24 protein-coding genes are annotated in these 24,137 nt (G+C 42.5%); 4 read left to right on the forward strand and 20 right to left on the reverse strand.

Annotated features, from left to right (window positions below; all coding sequences use genetic code 11):
• Positions 1-8: 8 nt before the first annotated feature.
• The 20 genes from AC3Z9T_RS08115 to napF form a co-directional block, all read right to left on the reverse strand.
• On the reverse strand, positions 9-2,042 hold the full coding sequence (locus tag AC3Z9T_RS08115; protein WP_490125691.1) for a TonB-dependent copper receptor: 2,034 nt from the start codon (positions 2,040-2,042) through the stop codon (positions 9-11).
• A 130-nt stretch (positions 2,043-2,172) separates the two neighbouring features.
• On the reverse strand, positions 2,173-2,607 hold the full coding sequence (locus tag AC3Z9T_RS08120; protein ID WP_490125692.1) for a DUF2946 family protein: 435 nt from the start codon (positions 2,605-2,607) through the stop codon (positions 2,173-2,175).
• 255 nt (positions 2,608-2,862) lie between these two features.
• Positions 2,863-3,894, reverse strand: coding sequence for a phosphotriesterase family protein (locus tag AC3Z9T_RS08125; RefSeq protein ID WP_490125693.1), 1,032 nt, complete (start codon positions 3,892-3,894; stop codon positions 2,863-2,865).
• Positions 3,895-3,896: 2 nt separating this feature from the next.
• A complete protein-coding gene (locus AC3Z9T_RS08130) occupies positions 3,897-4,862 on the reverse strand; it encodes a DMT family transporter (RefSeq protein WP_490125694.1) in 966 nt (321 codons plus the stop codon).
• A 276-nt stretch (positions 4,863-5,138) separates the two neighbouring features.
• A complete protein-coding gene (locus AC3Z9T_RS08135) occupies positions 5,139-5,909 on the reverse strand; it encodes a glutamine amidotransferase (protein ID WP_490125907.1) in 771 nt (256 codons plus the stop codon).
• Positions 5,902-7,122, reverse strand: coding sequence for a ribokinase (locus tag AC3Z9T_RS08140; RefSeq protein ID WP_490125695.1), 1,221 nt, complete (start codon positions 7,120-7,122; stop codon positions 5,902-5,904). The genes AC3Z9T_RS08135 and AC3Z9T_RS08140 overlap by 8 nt, the downstream gene beginning before the upstream one ends.
• 412 nt (positions 7,123-7,534) lie before the next feature.
• Positions 7,535-8,413 (reverse strand): DMT family transporter, encoded by an 879-nt coding sequence (locus tag AC3Z9T_RS08145; protein ID WP_490125696.1) that lies wholly within the window; start codon positions 8,411-8,413, stop codon positions 7,535-7,537.
• A gap of 321 nt (positions 8,414-8,734) precedes the next feature.
• The gene (locus AC3Z9T_RS08150) at positions 8,735-9,802 is read right to left on the reverse strand and encodes a cytochrome c-type biogenesis protein CcmH (RefSeq protein ID WP_490125697.1); all 1,068 of its coding nucleotides are present in this window, start codon (positions 9,800-9,802) and stop codon (positions 8,735-8,737) included.
• Positions 9,799-10,356 carry a DsbE family thiol:disulfide interchange protein gene (locus tag AC3Z9T_RS08155; RefSeq protein WP_490125698.1) on the reverse strand — a complete coding sequence of 186 codons (558 nt, stop codon included), beginning with the start codon at positions 10,354-10,356 and terminating at the stop codon, positions 9,799-9,801. Before AC3Z9T_RS08155 ends, AC3Z9T_RS08150 begins: the two co-directional genes overlap by 4 nt.
• A complete protein-coding gene (locus AC3Z9T_RS08160) occupies positions 10,353-12,284 on the reverse strand; it encodes a heme lyase CcmF/NrfE family subunit (protein ID WP_490125699.1) in 1,932 nt (643 codons plus the stop codon). The genes AC3Z9T_RS08155 and AC3Z9T_RS08160 overlap by 4 nt, the downstream gene beginning before the upstream one ends.
• Complete coding sequence (gene ccmE, locus AC3Z9T_RS08165; RefSeq protein ID WP_490125700.1) at positions 12,281-12,760, reverse strand: cytochrome c maturation protein CcmE; 480 nt, start codon at positions 12,758-12,760, stop codon at positions 12,281-12,283. The genes AC3Z9T_RS08160 and ccmE overlap by 4 nt, the downstream gene beginning before the upstream one ends.
• The gene (ccmD, locus tag AC3Z9T_RS08170; RefSeq protein WP_490125701.1) at positions 12,757-12,969 is read right to left on the reverse strand and encodes a heme exporter protein CcmD; all 213 of its coding nucleotides are present in this window, start codon (positions 12,967-12,969) and stop codon (positions 12,757-12,759) included. Before ccmD ends, ccmE begins: the two co-directional genes overlap by 4 nt.
• A complete protein-coding gene (locus AC3Z9T_RS08175; protein ID WP_490125702.1) occupies positions 12,969-13,706 on the reverse strand; it encodes a heme ABC transporter permease in 738 nt (245 codons plus the stop codon). Before AC3Z9T_RS08175 ends, ccmD begins: the two co-directional genes overlap by 1 nt.
• A gap of 160 nt (positions 13,707-13,866) precedes the next feature.
• Positions 13,867-14,469: a cytochrome c-type protein NapC gene (gene napC, locus AC3Z9T_RS08180; protein WP_490125703.1), complete on the reverse strand. Its 603-nt coding sequence runs from the start codon at positions 14,467-14,469 to the stop codon at positions 13,867-13,869.
• Between the two features lie 9 nt (positions 14,470-14,478).
• Positions 14,479-14,928, reverse strand: a complete 450-nt coding sequence (gene napB, locus AC3Z9T_RS08185; protein WP_490125908.1) for a nitrate reductase cytochrome c-type subunit — start codon at positions 14,926-14,928, stop codon at positions 14,479-14,481.
• On the reverse strand, positions 14,928-15,788 hold the full coding sequence (gene napH, locus AC3Z9T_RS08190; RefSeq protein WP_490125909.1) for a quinol dehydrogenase ferredoxin subunit NapH: 861 nt from the start codon (positions 15,786-15,788) through the stop codon (positions 14,928-14,930). The genes napB and napH overlap by 1 nt, the downstream gene beginning before the upstream one ends.
• Positions 15,775-16,470 (reverse strand): ferredoxin-type protein NapG, encoded by a 696-nt coding sequence (gene napG, locus AC3Z9T_RS08195; RefSeq protein WP_490125704.1) that lies wholly within the window; start codon positions 16,468-16,470, stop codon positions 15,775-15,777. The genes napH and napG overlap by 14 nt, the downstream gene beginning before the upstream one ends.
• 6 nt (positions 16,471-16,476) lie before the next feature.
• Positions 16,477-18,963, reverse strand: a complete 2,487-nt coding sequence (gene napA / locus AC3Z9T_RS08200) for a nitrate reductase catalytic subunit NapA (RefSeq protein WP_490125910.1) — start codon at positions 18,961-18,963, stop codon at positions 16,477-16,479.
• Positions 18,944-19,222, reverse strand: a complete 279-nt coding sequence (napD, locus tag AC3Z9T_RS08205) for a chaperone NapD (protein ID WP_490125705.1) — start codon at positions 19,220-19,222, stop codon at positions 18,944-18,946. Before napD ends, napA begins: the two co-directional genes overlap by 20 nt.
• Entirely contained in the window at positions 19,212-19,703 is a 492-nt protein-coding gene (napF, locus tag AC3Z9T_RS08210; protein WP_490125706.1) for a ferredoxin-type protein NapF, read from the reverse strand. The genes napD and napF overlap by 11 nt, the downstream gene beginning before the upstream one ends.
• A 755-nt stretch (positions 19,704-20,458) precedes the next feature.
• Between napF and nrfA the strand changes: the two genes are divergently transcribed.
• Genes nrfA through nrfD form a run of 4 tightly spaced genes read left to right on the forward strand, consistent with a single transcriptional unit; the run spans position 20,459 to position 24,129 of the window.
• Positions 20,459-21,895: an ammonia-forming nitrite reductase cytochrome c552 subunit gene (nrfA, locus tag AC3Z9T_RS08215; RefSeq protein ID WP_490125707.1), complete on the forward strand. Its 1,437-nt coding sequence runs from the start codon at positions 20,459-20,461 to the stop codon at positions 21,893-21,895.
• Between the two features lie 46 nt (positions 21,896-21,941).
• On the forward strand, positions 21,942-22,508 hold the full coding sequence (nrfB, locus tag AC3Z9T_RS08220) for a cytochrome c nitrite reductase pentaheme subunit (protein WP_490125708.1): 567 nt from the start codon (positions 21,942-21,944) through the stop codon (positions 22,506-22,508).
• Positions 22,505-23,176, forward strand: a complete 672-nt coding sequence (gene nrfC, locus AC3Z9T_RS08225) for a cytochrome c nitrite reductase Fe-S protein (RefSeq protein ID WP_490125709.1) — start codon at positions 22,505-22,507, stop codon at positions 23,174-23,176. Before nrfB ends, nrfC begins: the two co-directional genes overlap by 4 nt.
• Positions 23,173-24,129, forward strand: a complete 957-nt coding sequence (gene nrfD / locus AC3Z9T_RS08230; protein WP_490125710.1) for a cytochrome c nitrite reductase subunit NrfD — start codon at positions 23,173-23,175, stop codon at positions 24,127-24,129. The genes nrfC and nrfD overlap by 4 nt, the downstream gene beginning before the upstream one ends.
• The last annotated feature ends 8 nt before the right edge of the window (positions 24,130-24,137 follow it).

Here is a 24,137-nt window from a genome sequence, read left to right on the forward strand (position 1 = left end):
CATGCCTATTAGAAAGTTACATTCATTTTCGCCCAGAATGTCCGACCAGGTTCATTCACTGGTTGATTAGATGAATAACCAAATCCACTGTTGCCCGCTAAGTTCAGGTGCTCGCTATAGTTCTTATCAAATAAGTTATCCACACCGGCACTTAATTTCATATAGTCATTAACACGGTAAGCGGTATTTACAGAGAAAATGGTGAATCCAGCACTACTGCTGAAATCTTTACCAACTACGTTACCATCATTAATCGCAACACGATGCTGACTACTCACGACTCGCATTAACCCTGTTGTCGTCCAATCATTCTTTTCCCATGACAAACCAAAACGCGTTTCTAACGGTGGCATTTGAGGGAGTGGCTGCCTATCACTACGGTTTTCCCCCCATGAATAAGCAAGACTGGCATCGGCTTTCCACTCGTCAGTTAGCTTATAAGCCACCCCCATTTCTCCCCCCATAATCATCGCATTTACGTTTTCCACTTGGCTTTCGCGTGAATTATGGGGGTTATAACGGAATAAAATAAAATCATCAACACGACCAATATAAGCGGAAACCCATGCATTCGTTTTTTCGTTACTGTATTTAGCACCGATATCTAACTGGGTCGTTTTCTCTGTTTTGAGATTATCAAACACATTGGTGGTGCCATCAGGACCATAAGTCGGCGAGAACAATTCCCAGTAATCAGGGAAACGCTCAGTGTAGCCTACCCCTGCGTATAGCATCACTGGCATATTAGAAAGAGCATGTTCATAACGTACAAATCCAGCAGGCATTACGGTATTGCGCCCTGAAGAACCTATATTAGTCTCATTATCAACCAAAACTCTATCTGCTCGAGCCCCTGTCACAACCTTACTGTGTTCATTCGCTTCCCACGTTAGCTCACCAAACACACCATAGTCTTGAAATTGCGCATCTTTGTTCCAACGATTATTTGTTTCTTTACGGTGGGTATTACTTTGCATATCGGCACCAGCACGCAGCTCATAGTCAGTCCACATCCATGTTCCCATCACCCTACCACCAACAGTTTTACGATCCACACGCATTTTCATTGGCATATTCATCATACTGTGACCACTGCCCATCATATGGCCTGAACCGCTTCCCATTGAGCCACTGGTTTCACGCAATGAATAGTTATCCATGATGTGATCGGCATAGTTGTAGTAAACATTTGCTTCAACTTTATCAAGCACAGTACCAATATTGGTTTTCTCAAAACGCATGCCTAAACTTTCACGTTTAAATTGGGAGCCATCCATCCCTCTTCCTGCATAGCGAGCCTCGCCATCACCTTTACCCGCGGTTAGCTCTAATAACGTATACTCATCAGGTGTCCAGCCAACCGCAAAGTCCGCATTCCACTTGTCCCATTTTGATGGCACTTTATTGCCATCACCATCTTTATAATCATTAGAGCGTGATTTATTACCAATCAAACGTAAGTAACCTTTTTCACTGCCCATACTGACATCAGCATTGGCATCCCAACGCTGATTAGAAGCGGTTAATACACTCGCGTTTCCTTTAATACCTGCTTTATCAAATAATGGCTTTTCACGTTCAAAGCGGATCGTTCCCGCAGAGTTACCCGGCCCCCATAATACCGACTGAGGCCCTTTGATCATGGTGAGAAGATCGAAGTTTTCAGGTGAAATATACGATGTCGGTGCATCCATGCGCGATGGACAAGCACCTAGCATCTCGCTGTCGTTAGTTAAAATACGCAAACGAGAACCGAACATACCGCGAAAAACTGGATCCCCGTTGGTACCACCATTACGGATCTGTGAAAAACCGGGAATGGTTTTCAAGTAATCAGAACCATCACTTGCAGGAACAGGTTGCCGAGGTGTTTTAGGTGATGTACTGATCGTCAAGGGTGAATCAACTGGGGCGGTAACGATCATGACTGAGCTATCGGAAAATAGACTTTGGTTTTCTTCTCCTGCCCATGTGCTATAAGAAACTAAAGCAGTCGTCACTAAAAGTGCAACTGGTGTGATTATAAATTTGTCTTTGTTCATGGTTTTACCTAATTCTTTTCTTTATGACGTAACAAAGCCGCCTGAATGGATGAACCAAATTCAAGATAGAGAACGGCTTATGCATTCAAAACAGCAAATGCAACATAGCTAATTAAAAATAATGAAATTATTAATAAGAAAAGTGTGTAGGTGGTGCACGCGCAAAGCGTAATAGCCATGGGCGGAACAAATATAAACGAACACAAGGTTCAAGGGGTAAACAGGTCGTCAGTATTGCAAATAAGCGAATAACAATGGCAATAAAGAGGATGATAAAAGGAAAATGAACTAATAACTGGCAGTAACCACATGCAATGTCTTCCATGGGTGATAACCCTACCCCAGACATCAAAAGGTGGTTCATGGCGCCCCCGTTCTCACATTCTTCAGGCAATGACATATCCTGATGCGAATGATGCATCGAATGGGCTGCCATGCCATCCACTGGTGAGCAATCAGCCATTTGCATCATTGATTTGGAGACCAATGGCGCAATAAATAGCATTGCTACGGCAAGAAGGGCAAGATAAGCGGCAAATTGTTGAAATTGAGCGTGCAGGCGCAACGTTAATCCGTATATCTGTTCTTATTTTATTGCGCGAAAGTGTATCCTATTTGCATCTGTGTTGTTATCGTTTTTTGTCAGTTATGTTACTCCCACCTTGGTTTTACACCGAATACCAACAACTTTATTTCGCTAATGTGTTGGGTATTGAAAATACCTTCATGACTTTTACTGCTCACTTCAAATAAAACGCGGTAATAGCCATAGACTATTACCGCAAAGTCGAACATAAAATAACAAAGGGTTCCTGCTTAACTAGGCTAGTAAATTAGCCGGGTTATCAATACATAAGCGGTTAATAATGGCTTTATCAACCCCTTTTTTCGCGAGAAGTGATAAAAAGACATTTGGCACAAAGCCCCAGCCATTACCACCATTTTTTGCCCACATCTGTTTTAGAAAGACATCATGGCTTAATACAATTTGGTTGCTATAGCCTAATTCAATCAATGTATACACTGCATCAACAGTTTCCGTGACGGTTGGCGCTACGCCTTCTTTAGGGAATGAAATATCTAATCCTATCATATCGAATTCAAGCCATACGCCTCTGTCTAACATACGACGTTGATAATCGATATCTTTTCCTGACGGATCAGAATGTGCTAGCGAAATTTTAGCAGGATTAACGCCCATTTCTTTAATTAAAATATCTAGCACTTCGTCGCCACGACGTTGCCAACCTGGCATGTGAATATTCATTGATACATGGTCGTTAGCGAGCTGAGCAACCGATGCTGCTCTGAGGCTATTTTTTTCACCTTCAGTAAAAAAGGGGGATACGCCTATTTCGCCAATCATACCAGCGCAAATATCCGTTCCATCAATACCCACATTCAGCTCGTCATCGATCATTTTTGCCATGGCATCGATATTATTAACTAATCGTTCGCCTTCGAATTTTTCAATATAGAGCCCCGATGAAGCGACAACATTAACCCCAGTTTTAATAGCCACTTCACGTAACTGACGTACATCACGACCAATCGCTTCAGAGCCGGTGGCATCCACCAATGTTCTACCACCCAGCTCTTTAAAGTTATTCACTTCATAAATCACATCTTCGATCGGTTTTTTATCCATATTGTCGCAGCAGCAATACGGATCATGTTTAAGCCCCCATTGGATATCTGCACTGACTTTCTTATCGACTAAGACATGTGAGAAATCATAATAAGGCTCATCGACTACCGTTGATAAATCGTTAAATAAGTGTTCATGTGGAAGGGTTAACCCCATATCTTCTTTTTTAACGGGCCCTGTAACAGTCTGAATATAACCTTTCATTTTTACACTCCCGCTGTTTTCGCAGCTTTTGCTTCTTTAAATTCAGGGATGGTGGTGATGATCGCCCCTACCAGCGCAAATAGTGTACCAATGATGGTGACCAGATAGACGGTATTGCCTAAAGATGGTAATAGCAGGTCAATTAATACTGAACCTAATAACTGCCCAGCTGTTGATGCAACACCTAACATTAATAGACCCAAACCACGCACTAAGATCGCCATCAATGCAATTGACATTAAACCTAGCGGACCACCTAAATACATCCACCATACGCCTGGTAGTTCAAGGGTGATATGACCTAATGCCATACGAATAACTAATGCGATAGTTAACACGGTGAAACCAACAATAAAGTTCCATGTGATAGAAACCATCATAGAGCCTGTCGCTTCAGCAACTTTAGAGTTGCCCGCGGGTTGCCAGCCTGCCAATAAGCCCGCTAAAAATGGTAGGATTGCTAAATAAATCGCTGATGTAGAATGCCATTGTGGCGAAACCACAAACAGTGTTGCGATAACAGCAAATACAGCACCCATCACACGGAATGTAGTAAACGGTTTTTTCTCGTCAATACCAATCCCAAAGCGGTCACACAATAAGCCAGATAATAATAACGCTGAAATCAAGGCAGTTTGGAAGGTTGCAATACCCAGTGCGCTAGCAGAAGCGCCTTCAGAGAATACAACCATCGCGCCACACAGGCCTGCAAACCAGTTCCATAAAGGAATTTTACGTTGTTTGATTAAGCTAGGAATAGCTGCAAATTGTTGGCGAGTTTGTTTTTTGGCAATAATAATAAAGAACATCACCACAAGACCGCTCGCGAATGAAATTACCGCGCTCGCATTACCATCTTTTAATACATCCCCTAGTTGCCCATTAACGGCTGATTGCATTGGCGATAACATACCGGCTAAAACCGTTGCTATCATCAGTAAAGGTGTAGAATAATTTTTTGTACTCATAAAATATTCCTTTTGGATTTTTGACTATGAGTCATTATTTTTTGTAATCGAATAATCGGATGATCGGATAACAAAGTGCAGGAAAGTACCCCGCACTTATTTTTTATTTTTACTATTTTATTTTTACTATTTTATTCTTTGCTATTTATACTCTAAATAATTCGAGTTGCAGGTAGGCGACAAGCGAAGATAGACGATGAGCATAGATAAACTATGTGATTCGGCTAGCTGAGCGTAGTCAACACCCCTGCAACTTGAAGTATGACGAGTATATACTTACTTGGATATTTGCTTTAAGATATTTACCCACATATCGGAGTAATGTTCCCAAGCCATAAACTCTTTACTTCCCCAGTGTGGCGAGCAGTCACTCATAAAGCAGGCTGTTTTACCTTTTTCATATTCTCCAAAGACTAATAGTGGGTCATCACCAATATTCAGTACGGTTTGGGTATTTTCTTTGGCAAATACTTTGTTATAACCTAAGAACATCGGCCAATTATCAAAACCTTTGATTGAGCAATGTGCAGCATCAACTGCGGATGCAAATACCCCTTCCGGTGTTTCAACGCGGTCATCACCATCAAGCATTTCAACAGGTAATACATCTGCGAGTAATGTATTTTTGTAATTAGCTTTAGCTTCAATACCCATAAAGGATAAATAACCACCAATCATTAATAACCCACCACCATTAATCACATATTGTTTAATTAATTGCAGTGAATTTGGTAATACTTTCATATTATAGAAAGTATCGTTTTGCAGTAAGAAGGTATTTGCGCCAATATCACTAATCACAATAACATCGTATTTTTCGAGTTCTTCGACAGTTTTTGGAAATGACATTTGCACAATATGTGCAGGCATATAATCAACCTCAACACCTTTATTTTTCAAGCAGCTTAATAAAAATGTTGCACCTTCTTCATATTTACTCGATGTAAAGCTATCGTAGCCTTTTGTGTGGATCATATGAATGTGCCATGATTCACCAATAAATAAAATTTTCATTTTTATTCCTCTTTCAGAATAGACGTTATTCAGGAGATTGAGTCACAACCTGAGAGTAGGTTGTTTGATTAATACGATACATCACATTAATATCTTCAGGCATTTCTGAAGCGTTACTGGTTTCAACGGCAAGAGATGAAAATGCAGAGGCATAACGCAATGCGTAAGAGAATTGCTTCCCTTTTGCTAACGATGCCGCCAATGCACCATTAAAAGCATCCCCTGCACCTGCCGTATTTTTGACAACCGCAGTATAGGCGGGTGAGTAAATAAACTTATTGCCATCATAGGCAAGAGAACCTTTACTTCCCAATGTAATAACAATTTTTTTAACCCCTTTGCGATAGATAGCTTCAGCCGCTTGTTTTGCGGTGTCTAAATCCACCACATTAATATCGGATAGTAAACTCGCTTCGGTTTCATTTGGTGTTAAAATATCAACTTTTTCAAGTAACTCTATCGCAATATCATTGTAAGGTGCTGGGTTTAAAATAATCGGAATATTGTATTCATTACCTATCGCAATAATTTCTCTTAGTGCTTCAATATTGGTTTCAAGTTGCAGTAAGATAATATTTGAGTTAATGATTTTATCTTTCTGAATTTTCACTTCATCAGCGGTAATATCCATATTAGAACCAGGGTAGATGGAGATAATATTTTCACCACTATTTTCTGAAACAAAAATAGATGCAGTACCTGTTTGAAATTTTTCTGTTTGGTAAATGGTTGAACTTTTTATTTTTGACGATGAAATAAAGTTCACCGCGTAATCGCTAAATTGGTCAGTACCAATTTTAGTAATAAAGTGTACTTGTGAATCTGAATAACTGGCAGCAAGGGCTTGGTTACAACCTTTTCCACCCGGTGAAAAAATAAATTTGTTTGATAACAATGATTCACCCGCCTCAGGAAGGCGAGGCAAATAACTAATCATATCAACGTTAAATGAACCTAAAACACACACTTTGCCGATCACTGAATCATCCTTATTTACTGTTTCATTAAGGCTTTCATTGCACTCAAGAAATTGTATAATTTCTTTTTTGGCAACTTTATCTAGGGTTTCAAATTCAATGAATGCGCCACCGTGGCAACGGCTGATAATTCCTTTTTTTGCCAAAGAATTTAAATCTGCTCTGATGGTTTCTTTAGTGACATTAAGTTCTTTCGATAAAACAGAAACTTTTGCTGAGCCTGCATTTTTTAAAAAACTGATTATTTTTTTATGTCGTTCTGCTTTCATGCCATTTTACCTCATGGCATTTACTCTAATTTAGATATTGTTAGTTTAATGTGATAATAATCATATGTTCCCGAAGCAAAGCAAAAAAAAGCAAAAAAGACAAAAATAAAAACAAAAAAAAGCAAAAGCATATTACGTTAAGGTAAATTTATCTTTTAATACCAAATAAAATAGGAAATCATTAATTTATTTAATTATCATTTAACTTAAAACAAAAAAGCAGCGACATTATTTATAACATAAAAAAAAGATTTAAATAAAATTTAATAATTTTTTCAGTTAATTACAAAAAACAAAGCCAATTTATCATTAATAATTAACTATAAAGAATTACAAATAAATAAATTACTTAGTTTTTAGTTTTAATTACATAAATTAAAAATTGAATCGATTCAATTTTTTGCATTTTAATTCACCTTGCTTTTTTTCCTATAAACGTAATCAGCATACTCAAGAAGATCAGCACCATTCCAATCAACATCATGTAAGAAATTGCCTCATCAAGAAAATAATGAGACAACACGACACTAATTATCGGTGCGACTAACACTGCATAAGAAGACAATTCAGCACCGCCTTGTTCTATCATGTAAAACCACAGCACAAAAACGACTACACCACCCGCGACTCCCATAAACAGGATAGGGAAATAGATGTCTTTAATGTAGTGAATATGCTCCTGTTGGTAATCAAATATGTTTAAATCGGATGCAATAAACGGTGTGATCAGCAAGATAAGAGAAAATGAGATGATATTTTGATACATCACTTTAGAAAGTAAATCTAACCGAGTAGGGATTTTTTCCGCTAAAAATGTCCCTAATGCCCACATAGCAGCACTCAGCAGTATAATCATTTCACCTAAACCAAAGCGACTCAATGAAGTAAAAACAAACACGCCAGTTAAGCAAAGCAATGAAACCACTACTGAATTCAGTGTGACTCGTTTGTTGGCAATCATCATGATTACCGTGGTCATTGCTGGCATGGTATAGATCAGCACAGATGCTTTAACTGAATCCGTATACCCCAAGGCAATATTATTGAGAAGAGTTACTAAAAAAACATTTAAAAAACCCAATGGAATACAGATAACCAGCCCATACAGGCTAAGCTTTCGTCTATAAACCACTAGAACTAATAAAGTTAATACCACAACTGATGTCAGCGTTGAATAAAAACGAAAAGGCCAAGCCCCTATTTGTTCAATAGCAATTTTGGATATAGGGAAACTACTTCCCCATATCAATGAAATACAAATAGCAAAGCAAATGATTTTAATATTGTTCATATGAATAATACTATACTTTAAATAATTCGAGGTGCAGGTAGGCGACAAGCGAAGATAGCTAGAGAGCATAGATAAACACTGTGACTCGACTAGCTGAACGTAGTCACTTATAACTCAACGAAAAGCGCTGCAACTTGAAGTATGACGAGTATATCGTTATATAAGGAAACACAGATCTTACAGGATAATAAATTAACGAGCTTATATCACTTACCCTTTCTAGTTATTTTCTTGCTATTTGATATTCTTTCATCAGTGATAGAACAAAAATGGGAGCCTAAGCTCCCATCTTTACTTATTTTATCAACTAAAAACAGCCCGCTACTTAGCGGCTTTTTTCTCATGTACCATCATCAAAGCTTGTTCGATACTACGCTCAATCACCATGCGACGCTGATCGTTTTCAGGTAATAATTTCAACATCATTTGCCAAGCAGAAATCGCTTCTGCATAACGCTCTTGCTCAAAGGCATTAAACGCAAACATGCTAAGCGCTTTAACATTGGTGCGGTTTTCTGCAATTAATTTGCGTAATAGCTCCCCGCCCTTGCGGTTATCTTCCGGATCAGAAGAGCGCGTTAACACTTCGGCATAGCCTAATGCGACATTGTCATCGTTAGGTTTGAGACGATAAGCGCGCTCGTAGGCATCTGTCGCCATCGTTGCATTGTTGAGTACCATGCCGATACGACCTAACATCACCCATGCATCAACATTTTGCGGTTCGTCTTGCAAACGGGTACGTAACCCTAACGCAAGGCGTTCCATTTCTTCATTATTTAGTGGTGGCTCTGAAGCATCTAGTGCCCTATCAAGTAGTGCAGGAGCTTGCTGGTAAGCGGTATCCCAATTGCTCACCTTGCTATAACTACCCACTTGATAATAAGCCGTAATAGCAACACCTAACGCAATCACTACACCGGGTAAATATATCCAAGCGCTAGAGTGCGTTGCAGCAGGTAGTTCAGCTAATGAGTCGCTTTCGTCAATAACTTGCTTAAGACGTACACGCTTTTTAGAACGGGCAAAAATAATCCATCCACCAACAATAATTGCTGCAAATGGTAGACCCCATAGTAATACGGTTAATGGCGTTAATGGTGGGTTATAGGTAACAAAATAGCCATAACGCGCCACCATATAATCAACGATTTCATCGCGGCTTTTGCCTTCTTTCATTAACTCATACACTTTTTGCCGCAAATCTAAAGCAATCATTGAGTTTGAATCTGCAATACTGTTGTTTTGGCATTTCGGACAACGTAGTTCTTCTGTTAATTTACGAAATTGCTGTTCCTGCTGTTCATTATCAAAGGTAAAGACCTCTGTTGATGCAAAAGTAGTGGTTGCACTTACAATTAACATCAAAAAACCAAGAAGGTATTTCATTGATTGGCCTCCTTGTTGTAACGCTCCCATAGCGGTTTAACTTCCTTGTTCCACACTTGCTCGTCCATCGCGCCTGCGTGGCGATAACGAATAATGCCATTACCATCGATTAAAAACGTTTCAGGAGCTCCATAAACACCAAGGTCGAGTCCTAACATGCCTTCACCATCAAAGAGGCTCAATGCATATGGATTGCCTAATGTACGTAGCCAAGTAATCGCTTTTTGTCGATCATCTTTATAATTTAGACCAACCACGCGAACGCCTTGTGCAGCAAGGCTGTTAAGATACTGATGTTCAGCACGGCAGGTTACACACCATGTCGCCCAGACATTAAGTAAAATCGGTTTGCCTTGGATCAGAACATTGGACTCATAATGTTGTCCAGGGTTTTCCAATGACTCCAATCGGAACACCGGAACAGGTTTCCCTACTAATGCAGATTCAAGCGAACGAGGATCATCCCCTTCTGCATTGCGCATTAATTGCCATAGCAAGACAACAGCGATCGCCGCAAAAATTATCAGTGGGATCAAAAATACTTTGCGATTCATGCAGCCTCCGCTTGCATTTTGCGACGACGATAACGCGGGTCAATCAAGCAACACAGTGCACCCATCGCCATAAAAATACCGCCAGACCAAATCCAACGTACAAACGGTTTATAGTAAAGACGCATTGTCCACACATCTTGACTGATTTCTTCACCAAGAGCCGCATATAAGTCGCGTGTGATACCACCATCAATTGCCGCTTCTGTCATCACAGCACGGCTGGTGTTATAAAAGCGTTTTTCAGGCTGTAATTTCGTCAGCAGTTTACCGTTTTCAGTAACATCAATATTACCAATCACACCTTGGTAGTTAGGCCCATCGGCTTCATGCACACCTTTAAATACAAAGGTATAAGCACGAATGGTGACACTATCACCCGGTTTCATTTTAACATCACGTTCAATGCTATAGTTTTGGCTAAATGCGATACCTACAATCGTTACCGCGAGACCTAAGTGAGCCAGCACCATTCCCCAATAGCTTGATGTCATTTTAATTTTTTTACTGATGCGGACTCGCATTTCGGCAAACGCCAATATTGCAATCCAACAGGCCATCATCAGACCAAGCACAGTGAGCGCGGCTAATCTGTCTTGCATTAACCAAGGCAGAAGGAATGATAAAATCAGCGTCACCACTAAAGCTAATATCAATAATTTGCGGATCGATGCAGGACGATCACGCCCCCAACGCACCAGCGGCCCAATGCCCAATAGCAAAGCAAATGGCACCATCAAAGCAATAAACATAGTATTAAAGAAAGGTTCACCAATGGAGATGCTACCTAAACCAATTTGTTTATGAATCAATGGCAATAAGGTACCTAATAGCACCACTAACATGGCTGCGGTTAAAATCACGTTATTTGCCAACAACATTGACTCACGTGACCACAGCGCATTGTTGACTCTGGAACGAACTTTATGTGCCCTGACAGCAAATAGCAGTAATGAGCCGCCGATCACCAACACCATAAAGGCTAAAATAAACAAGCCCCTTGAAGGATCAGAAGCGAAGGCGTGTACAGAAACTAGTACCCCTGAGCGCACAAGGAAGGTCCCAAGCAAGCACAGTGAAAAGGCAAAAATAGACAACAATAGCGACCATGCTTTAAAAGTAGCCCGCTGCTCTGTCACGGCCAATGAGTGGATCAGCGCCGTTCCAACTAACCAAGGCATAAAGGAAGCGTTCTCGACAGGATCCCAGAACCACCAGCCCCCCCAACCTAGCTCATAGTAGGCCCACAATGATCCTAACATGATGCCTAATGTTAAGAAAAACCATGCAGCCATGGTCCAAGGACGAGCAAAACGAGTGAAAGAGCTGTCTAATTTACCGCTAAGCAAGGCTGCGATAGCAAAAGCAAACGCCACAGAAAAGCCCACATAGCCCATGTACAATAATGGTGGATGGAAAATCAAACCGGGATCTTGCAACAGTGGGTTTAAATCACGCCCTTCGATAGGAAAAGAGGGTAGCGTTCTAGAGAATGGGTTGGAAGTGAAAATAATAAATAGCAAGAAGCCAACACTGACCATTCCCATCACCGCCAACACGCGAGCAACAATATCCAACGGCATGCGATAACTACACAATGCAACTGCAAATGTCCAGCCACTCATCAACAATACCCATAACAGCAATGAACCTTCGTGCGCCCCCCAAGTCGCAGCCACACGATACCAAACAGGTAATTGGGTATTTGAATTATTCGCAACATAAGTGACAGAGAAATCATTTACCACAAATGCATTCACTAACACTAAAAAGGCACCCACTACGCAAAGAAAAAGTAGCCATGCAAGAGGGCGAGCTGAGCGCATCAGACGTTTATCGTTACGTGATACACCCCATAATGGGTAAATCGATAATAACAACGCCACACCCAACGCCAAACATAATAATAGGTTTCCGACCTCTGGGATCATGACGCGTTATCCTTATACATCGCAGCTGGCCTGCGGTGGTTCTCTTGCATCGCTTGCTCAACTTCAGGTGGCGTATAGTTTTCATCATGTTTGGCTAAGACTTCCTTAGCGATAACATGGTGATTTTCTGCGAGTTCACCTTGGACAACGACTCCCTGACCTTCACGGAACAAGTCAGGCAAAATACCTTCATAGCTCACATCGACTTCCGCTTCCGCGTCATATACTGTAAATGTGACTTTTAATGAATCAGGATCACGCTGCACGGTCCCTGGCATAACCATTCCACCAACTCGCAAACGTTGCCCGACTTCAGGGATTTGCTGTGTCTCTCGCTTGCCATAAATGATTTCACCCGGCGTATAGAATAAATCAATACTTGAACGCAGCGCGTAGAGCAGTAATGCAACCGTCAATGCGACACCAATCAAGATCGCACTGATCAGCCATAACCGATTTTTACGACGAATATTCACTCTGCCTCCCGACGTGCTCGTGCTGCTTTCTGTCTCGCTTCTCTTTCTTGCTGCACAATAATTGAATTTATAATTATTTTTCGTTGTAATTTAGTCTGAATGCACAGCAACAATAGCGGTATTAATGTCAAGGCAACGGCCAACCATACATAGAATGCATAGCCTCCCATTGCAAAAAAATCTGCCCAAGATGCAAATGCGCTGGTCATTATTTGCCCCTCATCTTATTAACAATATCAAGTACCCAAGGGCGATTACGTTCTAGCAGTAATAATTGGCTGCGCAAACGCACTAATGTTAGAGAAATAAACAAAAAGAGATAACCGAGGATTGCCAGACGTAAAGGGGTACGCATTGCTGGGTTGATGCTTTGCTGCATACGTGTTGAAGGCTGATGTAAGGTATTCCACCACTCCACAGAGTAATGAATAATCGGTAAGTTAATCACACCGATTAGCACTAAAATCGCAACCGCTTTGCCTGCGGTACGGCGGTCTTCAAAGGCATGCCAAAGTGCAATAATACCTACATATAAGAAGAACAAAATCAATTCAGATGTTAAGCGTGCATCCCAAACCCACCATGCTCCCCACATAGGTTTTCCCCATGTGGCACCCGTTACGAGTGCAATAAAGGTAAACACAGCGCCTATCGGTGCCATTGCCATGATGGCTAGTTCAGCCACTTTCATTTGCCAAACTAATCCGATAAAAGCAATGATTGCCATTGTGGCATAGATACCCATTGACCACATCGCTGCCGGCACATGCAAATACATAATGCGATAGCTATCACTTTGCTGATAATCGGATGGTGCAAACCCAAAACCCCAGCCCCAACCTAATGCCAAAAAAATGACACTCAGGGCCACAAACCAAGGTGTTAACCGCCCACATAATTGATATAGGTTGGCAGGAATAGCAAGTTGGTGAAGCTTTTTCCACATATTTTATGGCTCCGATTGATACCGCAAGCAAGCTTTGCGCCGATGCGATACAGCATATCGCCTTATAACAGTTAGCTTATTGATTTATCACAATGATAAATTGAGGCTAGTCAAACAATGACTGTTTAGCCAGCCCCTTCATTACCCATGATTGTTTTACTTAAAAACCGGGTTCAACATCACGCATATCAGGTAGCTTATGGGCTATCCCTTTATGGCAATCAATACAGGTTTTTCCATCAAGAACCGCTTGGTCATGCATTTTGGCCGCAACACTTTTTTGCGCAGTGAAATCCATATATTCAAAGTTGTGACAGTTACGGCACTCCTGTGAATTGTTGTCTTTCATCCGTCGCCATTCGTTTTGCGCCATCTCAAGACGATGTTCTTCGAATTTTTGTGGTGTATCGATGATGCCAAAAACTTTGCCATACAGCTCTTTACTGGCTTTAATCTTTCTCACCATTTTTGGCACAAATTCATGTGGAACATGGCAGTCAGGACAAGTTGCACGCACGCCACTACGGTTGGTGTAGTGGATAGTATCCATATATTCTTCATAGACGTTTTCACGCATTTCATGGCAGCTAATACAGAATTCTTCAGTATTCGCCTTTTCCATTCCTGTATTGAAACCGCCCCAGAAGATCACCCCACCAACAAAACCAATGATCAGCAACGTCCCCAAAGCTAAACGACTTGGACGCCACCACCACTGCCACACACGGCGGATAAAACCTGGTTTATCGTTATTCTTAGCCATAATTTACCCTTATTTTCCAAAACCTTTGGATGGGGTGAAAGTGTTGTCCACAATCGGCGAAGTATCTGACTGCGGTACATGACACTGCAAACAGAAATAACGATTTGGTGAAACTTCCCCTAAGACTTTACCTGTCGCATCAACAAAATGCGTAGGGCTGATGCGAGGTGCCCCCGTTGTACGATAGTTTTCGACACCATGGCATTGCAGGCAACGGTTGGTATTGGTGGTAATTTGATAACCATCAACGCTATGAGGGATCATCGGAGGTTGATTAACATAATTTAAGGCCATTCTTTCCTGCTCTTTAGGAATATGAATGCTACCTTCTTGCGTACCAGAGACTTCTGGCGATTTAGAAAGATCCACTCCATTTGCCGCCCAAGCAAGGCTCGTGGCAATCAGTGCCATCCCAGCCACCCAACGGCTCATTGTTTTAATCAGGGCATGGGTTTTCATCATTTCGCTCCCGAACTCCATCGTAGTGTTATTTTAAAAACATCCTCAGAACACACATCAATGCAGCGACCACAAGTAATGCAATCTTTATCTGAAATGAGTGCTGGGGCTTGTTTATCGAGAACCGGTGCACGCAAAACTTGCGGCTCCGGACAAATATGGAAGCAATCCATGCAGCGAGTACAGTTTTGTTTATTTGTCGCTGCGACTGCCAGTGCGCCTTTACAACTCGCAACACCATACAAAGCGCCTAGAGGGCAAAGGTGACCACACCAACCATGCTCCACAACCAATAAATCAAATAAAAACAAGGCGAGCAGCAATAATGCACCGCTACCAAAACCGAAAATGAGACTTCGGCCCATTAATGAAACAGGATTGATCCACTCCCACAGTAAAGTCCCTGTAATGGCTGAACCGAGCAGGATCACCACTAACAAGACATAGCGGATATAACGTGGGATGGTCGCTGATTGATTAAAATCGAACCTACGCCGTAGCCATGCCGCTGCATCAGTGACAGGGTTAACAGGACAGACCCAACTACAAAACAGCCGTTTTCCGAGCAATGCATACACCAGCAGTACAATCACCGCACCAATCAAAGCAGAAACCGCAGGCAAGTAGCCACTGGCTAAACTTTCTAATGTGATCAGCGGATCGGTGAGCGGTACGGTATCCAACAACAAGCTGCTGCTGTAATTACCATGTAAGATCCACACCCCAAACCATGGTCCACTCAAAAACATTGCCAATACCAATAGTTGACTGATGCGACGCATCCACAACCATTTATGGCTCTGCCACCAGCCTTTTTTTACCAGAGCTTCACGTCCGGCATCGCGCTTACGATTTGCCATCATTTCCCTCCAGCCAGCCAAAGCGGTAGTGATGCCCCAATTCTCCTTTTGCAAGGTTCCTTGGAAGCACTTTGATCGCAGCTTCCTCCAATACACAAGCTTGCTCGCACTTACCACAGCCAGTACAGGCATTGCTATGTACTGTCGGTAAAAAACGTGCGTGCTTACCTGTTCGGTGGTTCTGTTCCAGCTCCAATGTGATGGCTTCATCAATTAACGGACATACGCGGTAGCAAACATCACAACGCAGCCCTTGAAAATTGAGGCAATTTTCCTGATCAAGCAGTACCGCCAATCCCATTCGTGCATCATTGATAGACTCAATGTCCTTATCCAAGGCACCACTTGGGCACACTTTTGCACAAGGGATGTCATCACACATTTCGCAAGGATTTTCACGGGCAATAAAATAAGGTGTTCCCGCTGCTAGCCCTGAAGCCAATGTAGCCAGTTTTAACATGTCATAAGGGCATGCCTGCACACATTGCCCACAACGCACGCAAGCGCTGGCAAATGCATTTTCATTAATGGCTCCCGGCGGACGAAGGTGTACCCCGCTCGCTCGAGAAGTTTGTTGCTGTAGCCCCAGCACCACGCCAACAGCCGCGAGCCCACCTGCTGCGCGAGCAACATCACGCAAAAAACGGCGGCGGCTATTTTGGGGCTTCGGTTTCTGGGACATAAACAATTACACCTTTTCCAGTTTAACGGCGCATTTCTTGTAATCCGTTTCTTTCGAAAGTGGATCGGTCGCATCCAGTGTTAAGTTGTTCACTAGCTGTGACGCATCGAAGAACGCCATGTAAACCAGCCCTTTCGGTGGGCGGTTACGTCCGCGAGTTTCCACAATCGTCGTCACTTCACCGCGGCGTGATACCACTTTCACCTTGTCACCACGACGTAATCCTTTGTCTTTAGCATCAAGAGGATGCATAAATACTAAGGATTCAGGGAATGCGCGATGCAATTCAGGCACACGGCGCGTCATACTGCCAGTATGCCAATGCTCTAATACACGGCCGGTTGATAGCCATAAGTCATATTCTGCATCCGGAACCTCTGCCGCAGGCTCAAATGGCAGCGCAAAGATCACCGCTTTACCATCCGGTTTACCATAGAATTGGTAGCCCGTTCCTGCTTTCACATAAGGATCGTTACCTTCACTGTAACGCCATTGCGTTTCTTTGCCTTCAACAACAGGCCAGCGAATACCGCGTGCTTTGTGATAATCATCGAATGGCGCAAGATCATGACCATGGCCACGACCAAAGCTGGCGTACTCTTCGAACAGACCTTTTTGCAGATAGAAACCAAGTTCTCTTGATTCATCATTAAGTTGGTCTTCAGCGAGTTCAGAAACAGGGAATTTACTGACTGACTGGTTAGCAAATAACACATCGTAGAGAGTCTTGCCGCGATATTCAGGTTTCTTCGCCAGTAGCTCTTCAGGCCAAACATCTTCAGTTTTAAAGCGACGTGAAAACTGCACCATTTGCCATAAGTCAGACTTTGCTTCACCCGGAGCTTGAACTTGTTGACGCCAAAATTGAGTGCGTCGCTCTGCGTTACCATAAGCGCCTTCTTTTTCTACCCACATGGCCGTTGGTAGGATCAAGTCAGCTGAAATGGCACTCACGGTTGGATAAGGATCAGAAACGACAATGAAGTTACGCGGGTCACGCCAACCTGGCATACGCTCTTCATTGATATTTGGGCCAGCTTGCATGTTGTTGTTGCACATCACCCAATAAAAATTGAGTTTACCGTCTTTTAGCGCGCGATCTTGTGCAACCGCATGTAAGCCTACTTTTTCTGGAATTGTACCAGCAGGTAACTGCCATACTTGCTCAACTTTTTCACGGTGTTTTTCGTTAGTTACCACCATATCAGCAGGTAATCTATGGGCAAATGTACCGACTTCACGCGCTGTACCACAGGCAGATGGTTGACCGGTTAATGAGAAAGGACCGCAACCCGGCTGAGAAATTTTACCTGTCAGTAAGTGTAGGTTATAACACAGGTTATTTGCCCAAACACCACGTGTGTGCTGGTTGAAACCCATCGTCCAGTAAGAAACCACTTTGGTTTTTGGATCGGCATACAGCTGTGCGAGGGATTCTAATTGGTCTTTCGGCACGCCTGTCATTTCAGCAGTTTTATCAAGGGTATACTCAGCAACAAAGGCTTTATATTCATCCCATGTCATCGGATCTGATGCATCTGAACCTGGATTTTTGGCTTTTTGCTCTAATGGATGGGTTGGACGTAGACCATAACCAATATCCGTTACACCACGGCGTAGGTTAACGTGCTTATCTAAGAATTCCTGATTAACCGCATTATTCTGAATAATATAGTTAGCAATATAGTTCAAGATCACTAAATCAGACTGTGGCGTAAACACGATGCCATTATCCGCTAGTTCAAAACTACGGTGCTTAAAGGTAGACAGTACGGCAACTCGCACATTTGGATCAGATAAACGGCGGTTGGTGATACGTGACCATAAAATTGGGTGCATTTCCGCCATATTTGAGCCCCAAAGCACAAATGCATCAGCTTGCTCGATATCATCGTAGCAGCCCATTGGTTCATCCATACCAAAAGTACGCATAAAACCAACCACCGCTGAAGCCATACAGTGACGTGCGTTTGGATCTAAGTTATTCGAGCGAAAACCACCTTTAAACAGTTTTGAGGCTGCATACCCTTCCCAGACAGTCCACTGACCTGAGCCAAACATCCCTACGCCTTCAGGACCCTTCTCTTTTAACGTGGTTTTTAATTTTTCTTCCATGACATCAAAGGCTTTATCCCATGTAATTGGGGTAAATTCGCCATTTTTGTCATATTCACCGTCTTTCATACGCAGTAATGGTTGCGTTAAACGGTCTTTCCCGTACATGATTTTCGGTAAGAAGTAACCCTTAATGCAGTTCAAGCCACGGTTAACAGGGGCTTCAGGATCACCTTGGCTCGCAACAATACGACCATTTTGAGTGCCAACAAGAACACCACAGCCTGTACCGCAGAAGCGGCAAGGTGCTTTGTCCCATTTGATGGCCTCTTGTTGCCCAACTACCGCCTTAGCGATGCTGGGTACACCAATCCCTGCCGCCGCAGCAGCGGCCGCAACAGCATTGGCTTTCATGAAGCTACGACGACTGAGTTTCATCATTTTCCTCACATTGCTCATCCTGCTGGTGATAGACCAGCGAAACAGCCAGCACGCCATCAACATTACGTACTGAATCAATAGTATCTAATAAGGTGCTACTGTGTTCTGACTCAACAACCACGATCAATTTACCGGTTTCAGGTGATCTGATTGCCACCTCACATCCAGTTAATTGATTTAACGCGGTCGTGACAGTACCAACCTGTTCATTTTTTACTTGTACAATCAAACTGCATACTTGCCAGCTATTGTGCATTTTCATGCTCCAAGGTAATGGCTGATACAGGGCAACCGGCAACACAGGCGCCACAACCTGTACAACCCTGCTGATCAATTTTGGGCTGATAAATACCAGCCAGTGACGGGCGAAAAGAAATGGCTTGGGGCTCGCAGCTGTCTTCGCAACGCCGACACTCAATAGAGCGATAAGCTAGACAGGTTTGATCAATCGAAATCGAGATATCCCAAGGCTGGGTATTTTGCGGTAAGAATATTGGCTCAGGGCAGGCGGTGGCACATGCATAACAAAATGTGCATTCTCCTTGAGAGAAATCAACTGTAGGGTAACCACCAGGTCCCGAAATTAAAATTGAGGTTTCGCAATGCGTGAGGCATTCTTTGCAACGAGTGCAACTTTCAATGAAGCGATCTTCACTACCACTCCACGGCGGCCTGATAACTGGTGTTGTATTACGCCACGCACCAATTAATACTCCCCGACGGGTAATATCAACCATGTTCATTTCCTTAACATTGCTTAAACAAAATTAACGCAAATATTTAATATTAACCGCAAAATTTATATGTGTATTAATGACAAATATTATCTATTGAAGGGATAAAAATACATACTACCTAGTGGGTAATAATAATGATGATATTATTTATAACGGAATAAATTGAAAGAGCACTCAATTTATCAATCTTTTGACCATAATATGATCTGAATACGAATTAAATCATCTTTACAGAAATCCATTAACATATTTTAAATATAGAAAGCTAAATTTAACGCATTTCTCATGAAAAGTTCATTTAAATAACACACAAACATACCACTAAAGTGGTATATTTAAGCATTCCCCTATCCTTTAAATATTTAAAAATTAGCGTTACCGCACAATTTATTTTTTTACTTTAATATTAACTGGTTATCATTCATCAATCACGAAAACATCAATTAAGTTTTTTTTCGTTGATTATTCTCAACCCTATCTTTAAGAAGATAAAAATGGCATCACAGCACACCTGATTGATTAGTTTATTTTAATCTCAAGTGTGTTTTTCAAACTATATTTACCCCATAAACTCGATATTAATCACAATAAAATGATGACATTTCTTTTAATAAATTTACCTTTGATCAAAAACAATATTTTGTGTGTGGTTATTTGTTAGAGATATTAAGTTGCAATGTCATGATGGCATTAATGTGTATTGCCATCTCTTATAAATAATAATTTAACAGCCAGCGGGATGGCTGGAGGCTCTTATGGTAAAGATAAGAAATAATGCACTGTGCTTACTCAGCCTGCTTGCCAGTCTATTTATCTTTAGCACCTCAGTGCATGCACAAACACCGACAAAGGATACTATATCAACAATCAACACTAAAAATGAATCCTTTGCTCAAGCTCACCCTGATCAATACCATTCATGGCGTGCAACCTCAGAACAATCACAGCGGGAAGATGCGCTCGCAGAAGATCCACGTTTAGTGATCCTTTGGGCGGGCTATCCTTTCTCTCGTGACTATAATAAACCACGTGGGCACGCTTATGCCTTGATCGACGTGCGCGAAACATTACGAACTGGCGCTCCAAAAGATGCTCAAGATGGGCCTCTTCCTATGGCTTGCTGGAGCTGTAAAAGCCCTGATGTCGCTAGGTTGATCCAAGAACAAGGGGAAGATGGCTACTTCCATGGCAAATGGGCTAAAGGAGGCCCTGAAATCGTCAATGTGTTGGGTTGTGCCGACTGCCATAAAACGGATTCTCCTGAGTTCTCCCAAGGAAAACCTGCTCTGACCCTTACTCGCCCCTATGCTGAACGCGCAATGGAAGCGATTGGTAAACCATTCGACAAAGCCAGCCGCTTTGATCAACAGTCGATGGTGTGCGGCCAATGTCACGTCGAATATTATTTTTCGGGTGAAAACAAATCAGTCAAATTCCCTTGGGATAATGGTACTAAAGTCGAAGACATGGAAGTGTATTACGACAATATCGGTTTCTCAGATTGGACAAACTCACTTTCCAAAGCACCGATGCTAAAAGCACAGCACCCCGAATATGAAACATGGAGTGCTGGTATTCACGGTAAAAACAACGTGACATGCATCGACTGCCATATGCCTAAACTGCAGAATGAAAAAGGTGAACTCTACACCAGCCATAAAATCGGTAATCCATTCGATAACTTTGAGCAGACTTGCCGTAACTGCCACACTCAAAGCAAACAAGAGCTACAAGCAGTCGTTGCTGAACGCAAACAAGCCATCCAAGAAATGAAAATCAAAGTGGAGGATCAGCTAGTTCGAGCTCACTTTGAGGCCAAAGCAGCATGGGATGCAGGCGCAACTGAAAAAGAGATGGCGCCAATCTTAGCCGATATTCGCCATGCGCAATGGCGTTGGGATCTGGCCATCGCTTCTCATGGTATCCATATGCACGCCCCTGATGAAGGCTTACGCATGTTAGGTGGTGCAATGAATAAAGCGGCAGATGCACGAACTAAATTAGTTCGTTTGCTCGGTGCTAAAGGCATTACTCATGAAATCGCTATTCCTGATATTTCAACCAAAGAAAAAGCCCAACAGGCCATTGGTTTAGATATGCAAAAAATTAATGCCGAGAAACAAGAGTTCTTAAAAACCGTCGTACCTGAGTGGGATGCACAGGCTCGTAAAAATAATCTATTAAGCCAATAACCATCACCCGCCTTAGCAATGAGGCGGCAAAACCTATGGAGTCAATATGAGCGTATTACGTTCGTTATTAGCCGCTGGCGTGCTGGTATCAGGTTTAATATTGAGCATGGTAGCAAACGCTGCTACACCACCAGCCGATGAAAGCAATGAGCGCTGGGTTGTGACCCAGCAACGCAATCCTGATGCGGCATGCTTAGATTGCCATAAACCCGATAAAGAAGGCATGCATGGCACTCACGCATCCGTCGTTAATCCTAATAATAACTTGCCTGTGACCTGTACCAATTGTCATGGCAATCCAGGGCCACATCACCGTGAAGGCGCAAAAGATGTTATGCGTTTTAATGAACCGATGTATAACGTAGAGCAGCAAAATAGCGTGTGCCTGTCATGCCATTTACCTGAGCAGCTGCAAAAAGCCTTTTGGCCACACGATGTGCACGTCACAAAAGTCGCCTGTGCTAGCTGCCATGATCTTCATCCAAAACAAGACACCATGAAAGTTCTCAGTGACAAAGGACGGATTAAAATCTGTGTCGATTGCCACTCAGACCAACGCAATAACCCTGATTTTAACCCTGCAGCGGTGAAATTGCGTAAGGAGCAACCATGAGTTGTTCGCGTCGTCAATTTATTATTTATGCAGGGGCACTGGCGGCGTCTGGAGGGACAACAGTTCATACTCTAGCAAATAGCATGAAAGTCGATGGCGTACGTTACGGTATGATCCACGATGAAGCTTTATGTATCGGTTGTACTGCGTGTATGGACGCCTGTCGAGAAGTCAATCAAGTTCCTGAAGGCGTTTCGCGGCTCACCATTATTCGTAGTGAACCGATTGGTCAATTTCCTGACATCAAATATCGCTTCTTTAGGCATTCATGTCAGCACTGTGAACACGCTCCTTGCGTCGATGTTTGCCCTACAGGTGCTTCATTTATTGATAAAACCACCGGTATTGTCGACGTCAATCCTGATTTATGTGTTGGTTGCCAATACTGTATAGCAGCTTGCCCTTATCGTGTTCGTTTTATTCATCCAATCAATAAAACTGCCGATAAATGCGATTTTTGTCGTAAAACTAATCTAAAAGCCGGCAAACAGCCTGCTTGTGTTGAGTCTTGTCCAACCAAAGCCTTGGTCTTTGGTAATTTAGATGACCCGAACAGTGATATTTCTAAAATGCTACAACAGAAAACCACATATCGCTATAAACTTGCTCTCGGTACACGCCCCAAAGTTTACCGAGTTCCATTCAAATATGGGGAGGTCAGCCAATGACTACTTCTTCTGCTTTCCATTTTGAATCTCTGGTTTGGGACTGGCCAATTGCCGTTTATCTGTTCTTAATTGGTATTTCTGCTGGGCTCGTGGTGCTTGCGGTATTGCTACGTCAATACTATCCAACTGAAGCAACCAGCCAAAGCACGTTGATGCGAACCACACTGATACTCGCACCTACAACCATTATTTTAGGTTTGCTGATCCTCATTTTCCATTTAACGCGCCCATGGACCTTCTGGAAACTAATGTTCCATTACAGCCCAACCTCAGTAATGTCGATGGGGGTAATGCTATTCCAAGTGTATATGGCGGTGCTTGTCGTTTGGTTAGCAAAAATATTTGAAGTTGAATTAATTGCTCTGCAACAAAAATGGCTGCCTCGCTTTGGTTTTATTGGGCGGATCCTCAATCTACTCACTCCTGCAATGCGAGCGCTCGACATCATTATGTTAGTGCTAGCCGTACTTTTAGGGGCATACACAGGCTTTTTACTGTCAGCACTCAAATCGTACCCTTTCCTGAATAACCCCATTTTACCCGCGCTATTTTTGTTTTCGGGGATCTCATCAGGTATCGCCGTTGCTCTAATCGCTTTGGCTATGCGCTATCGTAAAAATATTCATCATCAAGAGGCTCGTTTTTTACATCGTGTTGAAGGTTTTGTCGTTTGGCTGGAAATCTTCTTGCTTGCAGCTTTTTTTGTCGGCTTAGCACTAGGGGATGATGGCAAAATGCGCGCACTTGAAGCCGCACTAGGTGGAGGCTTCTGGACTTGGTGGTTTTGGATAGGTGTCGTGGGGATTGGTTTTATTGTTCCACTTACTTTGAAAAAATGGGTTGAACACAGCCAAAATGCTTCACGAGTCCTTTTAATCAGTGGCGCAAGTTTAGTTGGCGTCTTTTTGCTACGCTTTTTTGTGCTATATGCAGGGCAATTGACGGTAGCCTAGAGGTTTGA

The sequence above is a fragment of the Providencia sp. 6390 genome (genome assembly GCF_058148425.1).

Excerpts from the sequence above, each read along its gene's own strand:
- AC3Z9T_RS08115 (WP_490125691.1), bottom strand. The coding sequence starts at position 2,042 with ATGAACAAAGACAAATTTATAATCACACCAGTTGCACTTTTAGTGACG.
- AC3Z9T_RS08125 (WP_490125693.1), bottom strand. The coding sequence starts at position 3,894 with ATGAAAGGTTATATTCAGACTGTTACAGGGCCCGTTAAAAAAGAAGAT.
- AC3Z9T_RS08130 (WP_490125694.1), bottom strand. The coding sequence starts at position 4,862 with ATGAGTACAAAAAATTATTCTACACCTTTACTGATGATAGCAACGGTT.
- AC3Z9T_RS08140 (WP_490125695.1), bottom strand. The coding sequence starts at position 7,122 with ATGAAAGCAGAACGACATAAAAAAATAATCAGTTTTTTAAAAAATGCA.
- AC3Z9T_RS08145 (WP_490125696.1), bottom strand. The coding sequence starts at position 8,413 with ATGAACAATATTAAAATCATTTGCTTTGCTATTTGTATTTCATTGATA.
- AC3Z9T_RS08150 (WP_490125697.1), bottom strand. The coding sequence starts at position 9,802 with ATGAAATACCTTCTTGGTTTTTTGATGTTAATTGTAAGTGCAACCACT.
- AC3Z9T_RS08155 (WP_490125698.1), bottom strand. The coding sequence starts at position 10,356 with ATGAATCGCAAAGTATTTTTGATCCCACTGATAATTTTTGCGGCGATC.
- AC3Z9T_RS08160 (WP_490125699.1), bottom strand. The coding sequence starts at position 12,284 with ATGATCCCAGAGGTCGGAAACCTATTATTATGTTTGGCGTTGGGTGTG.
- ccmD (WP_490125701.1), bottom strand. The coding sequence starts at position 12,969 with ATGACCAGCGCATTTGCATCTTGGGCAGATTTTTTTGCAATGGGAGGC.
- AC3Z9T_RS08175 (WP_490125702.1), bottom strand. The coding sequence starts at position 13,706 with ATGTGGAAAAAGCTTCACCAACTTGCTATTCCTGCCAACCTATATCAA.
- napC (WP_490125703.1), bottom strand. The coding sequence starts at position 14,469 with ATGGCTAAGAATAACGATAAACCAGGTTTTATCCGCCGTGTGTGGCAG.
- napB (WP_490125908.1), bottom strand. The coding sequence starts at position 14,928 with ATGAAAACCCATGCCCTGATTAAAACAATGAGCCGTTGGGTGGCTGGG.
- napH (WP_490125909.1), bottom strand. The coding sequence starts at position 15,788 with ATGGCAAATCGTAAGCGCGATGCCGGACGTGAAGCTCTGGTAAAAAAA.
- napG (WP_490125704.1), bottom strand. The coding sequence starts at position 16,470 with ATGTCCCAGAAACCGAAGCCCCAAAATAGCCGCCGCCGTTTTTTGCGT.
- napA (WP_490125910.1), bottom strand. The coding sequence starts at position 18,963 with ATGAAACTCAGTCGTCGTAGCTTCATGAAAGCCAATGCTGTTGCGGCC.
- napD (WP_490125705.1), bottom strand. The coding sequence starts at position 19,222 with ATGCACAATAGCTGGCAAGTATGCAGTTTGATTGTACAAGTAAAAAAT.
- napF (WP_490125706.1), bottom strand. The coding sequence starts at position 19,703 with ATGGTTGATATTACCCGTCGGGGAGTATTAATTGGTGCGTGGCGTAAT.
- nrfA (WP_490125707.1), top strand. The coding sequence starts at position 20,459 with ATGGTAAAGATAAGAAATAATGCACTGTGCTTACTCAGCCTGCTTGCC.
- nrfB (WP_490125708.1), top strand. The coding sequence starts at position 21,942 with ATGAGCGTATTACGTTCGTTATTAGCCGCTGGCGTGCTGGTATCAGGT.
- nrfC (WP_490125709.1), top strand. The coding sequence starts at position 22,505 with ATGAGTTGTTCGCGTCGTCAATTTATTATTTATGCAGGGGCACTGGCG.
- nrfD (WP_490125710.1), top strand. The coding sequence starts at position 23,173 with ATGACTACTTCTTCTGCTTTCCATTTTGAATCTCTGGTTTGGGACTGG.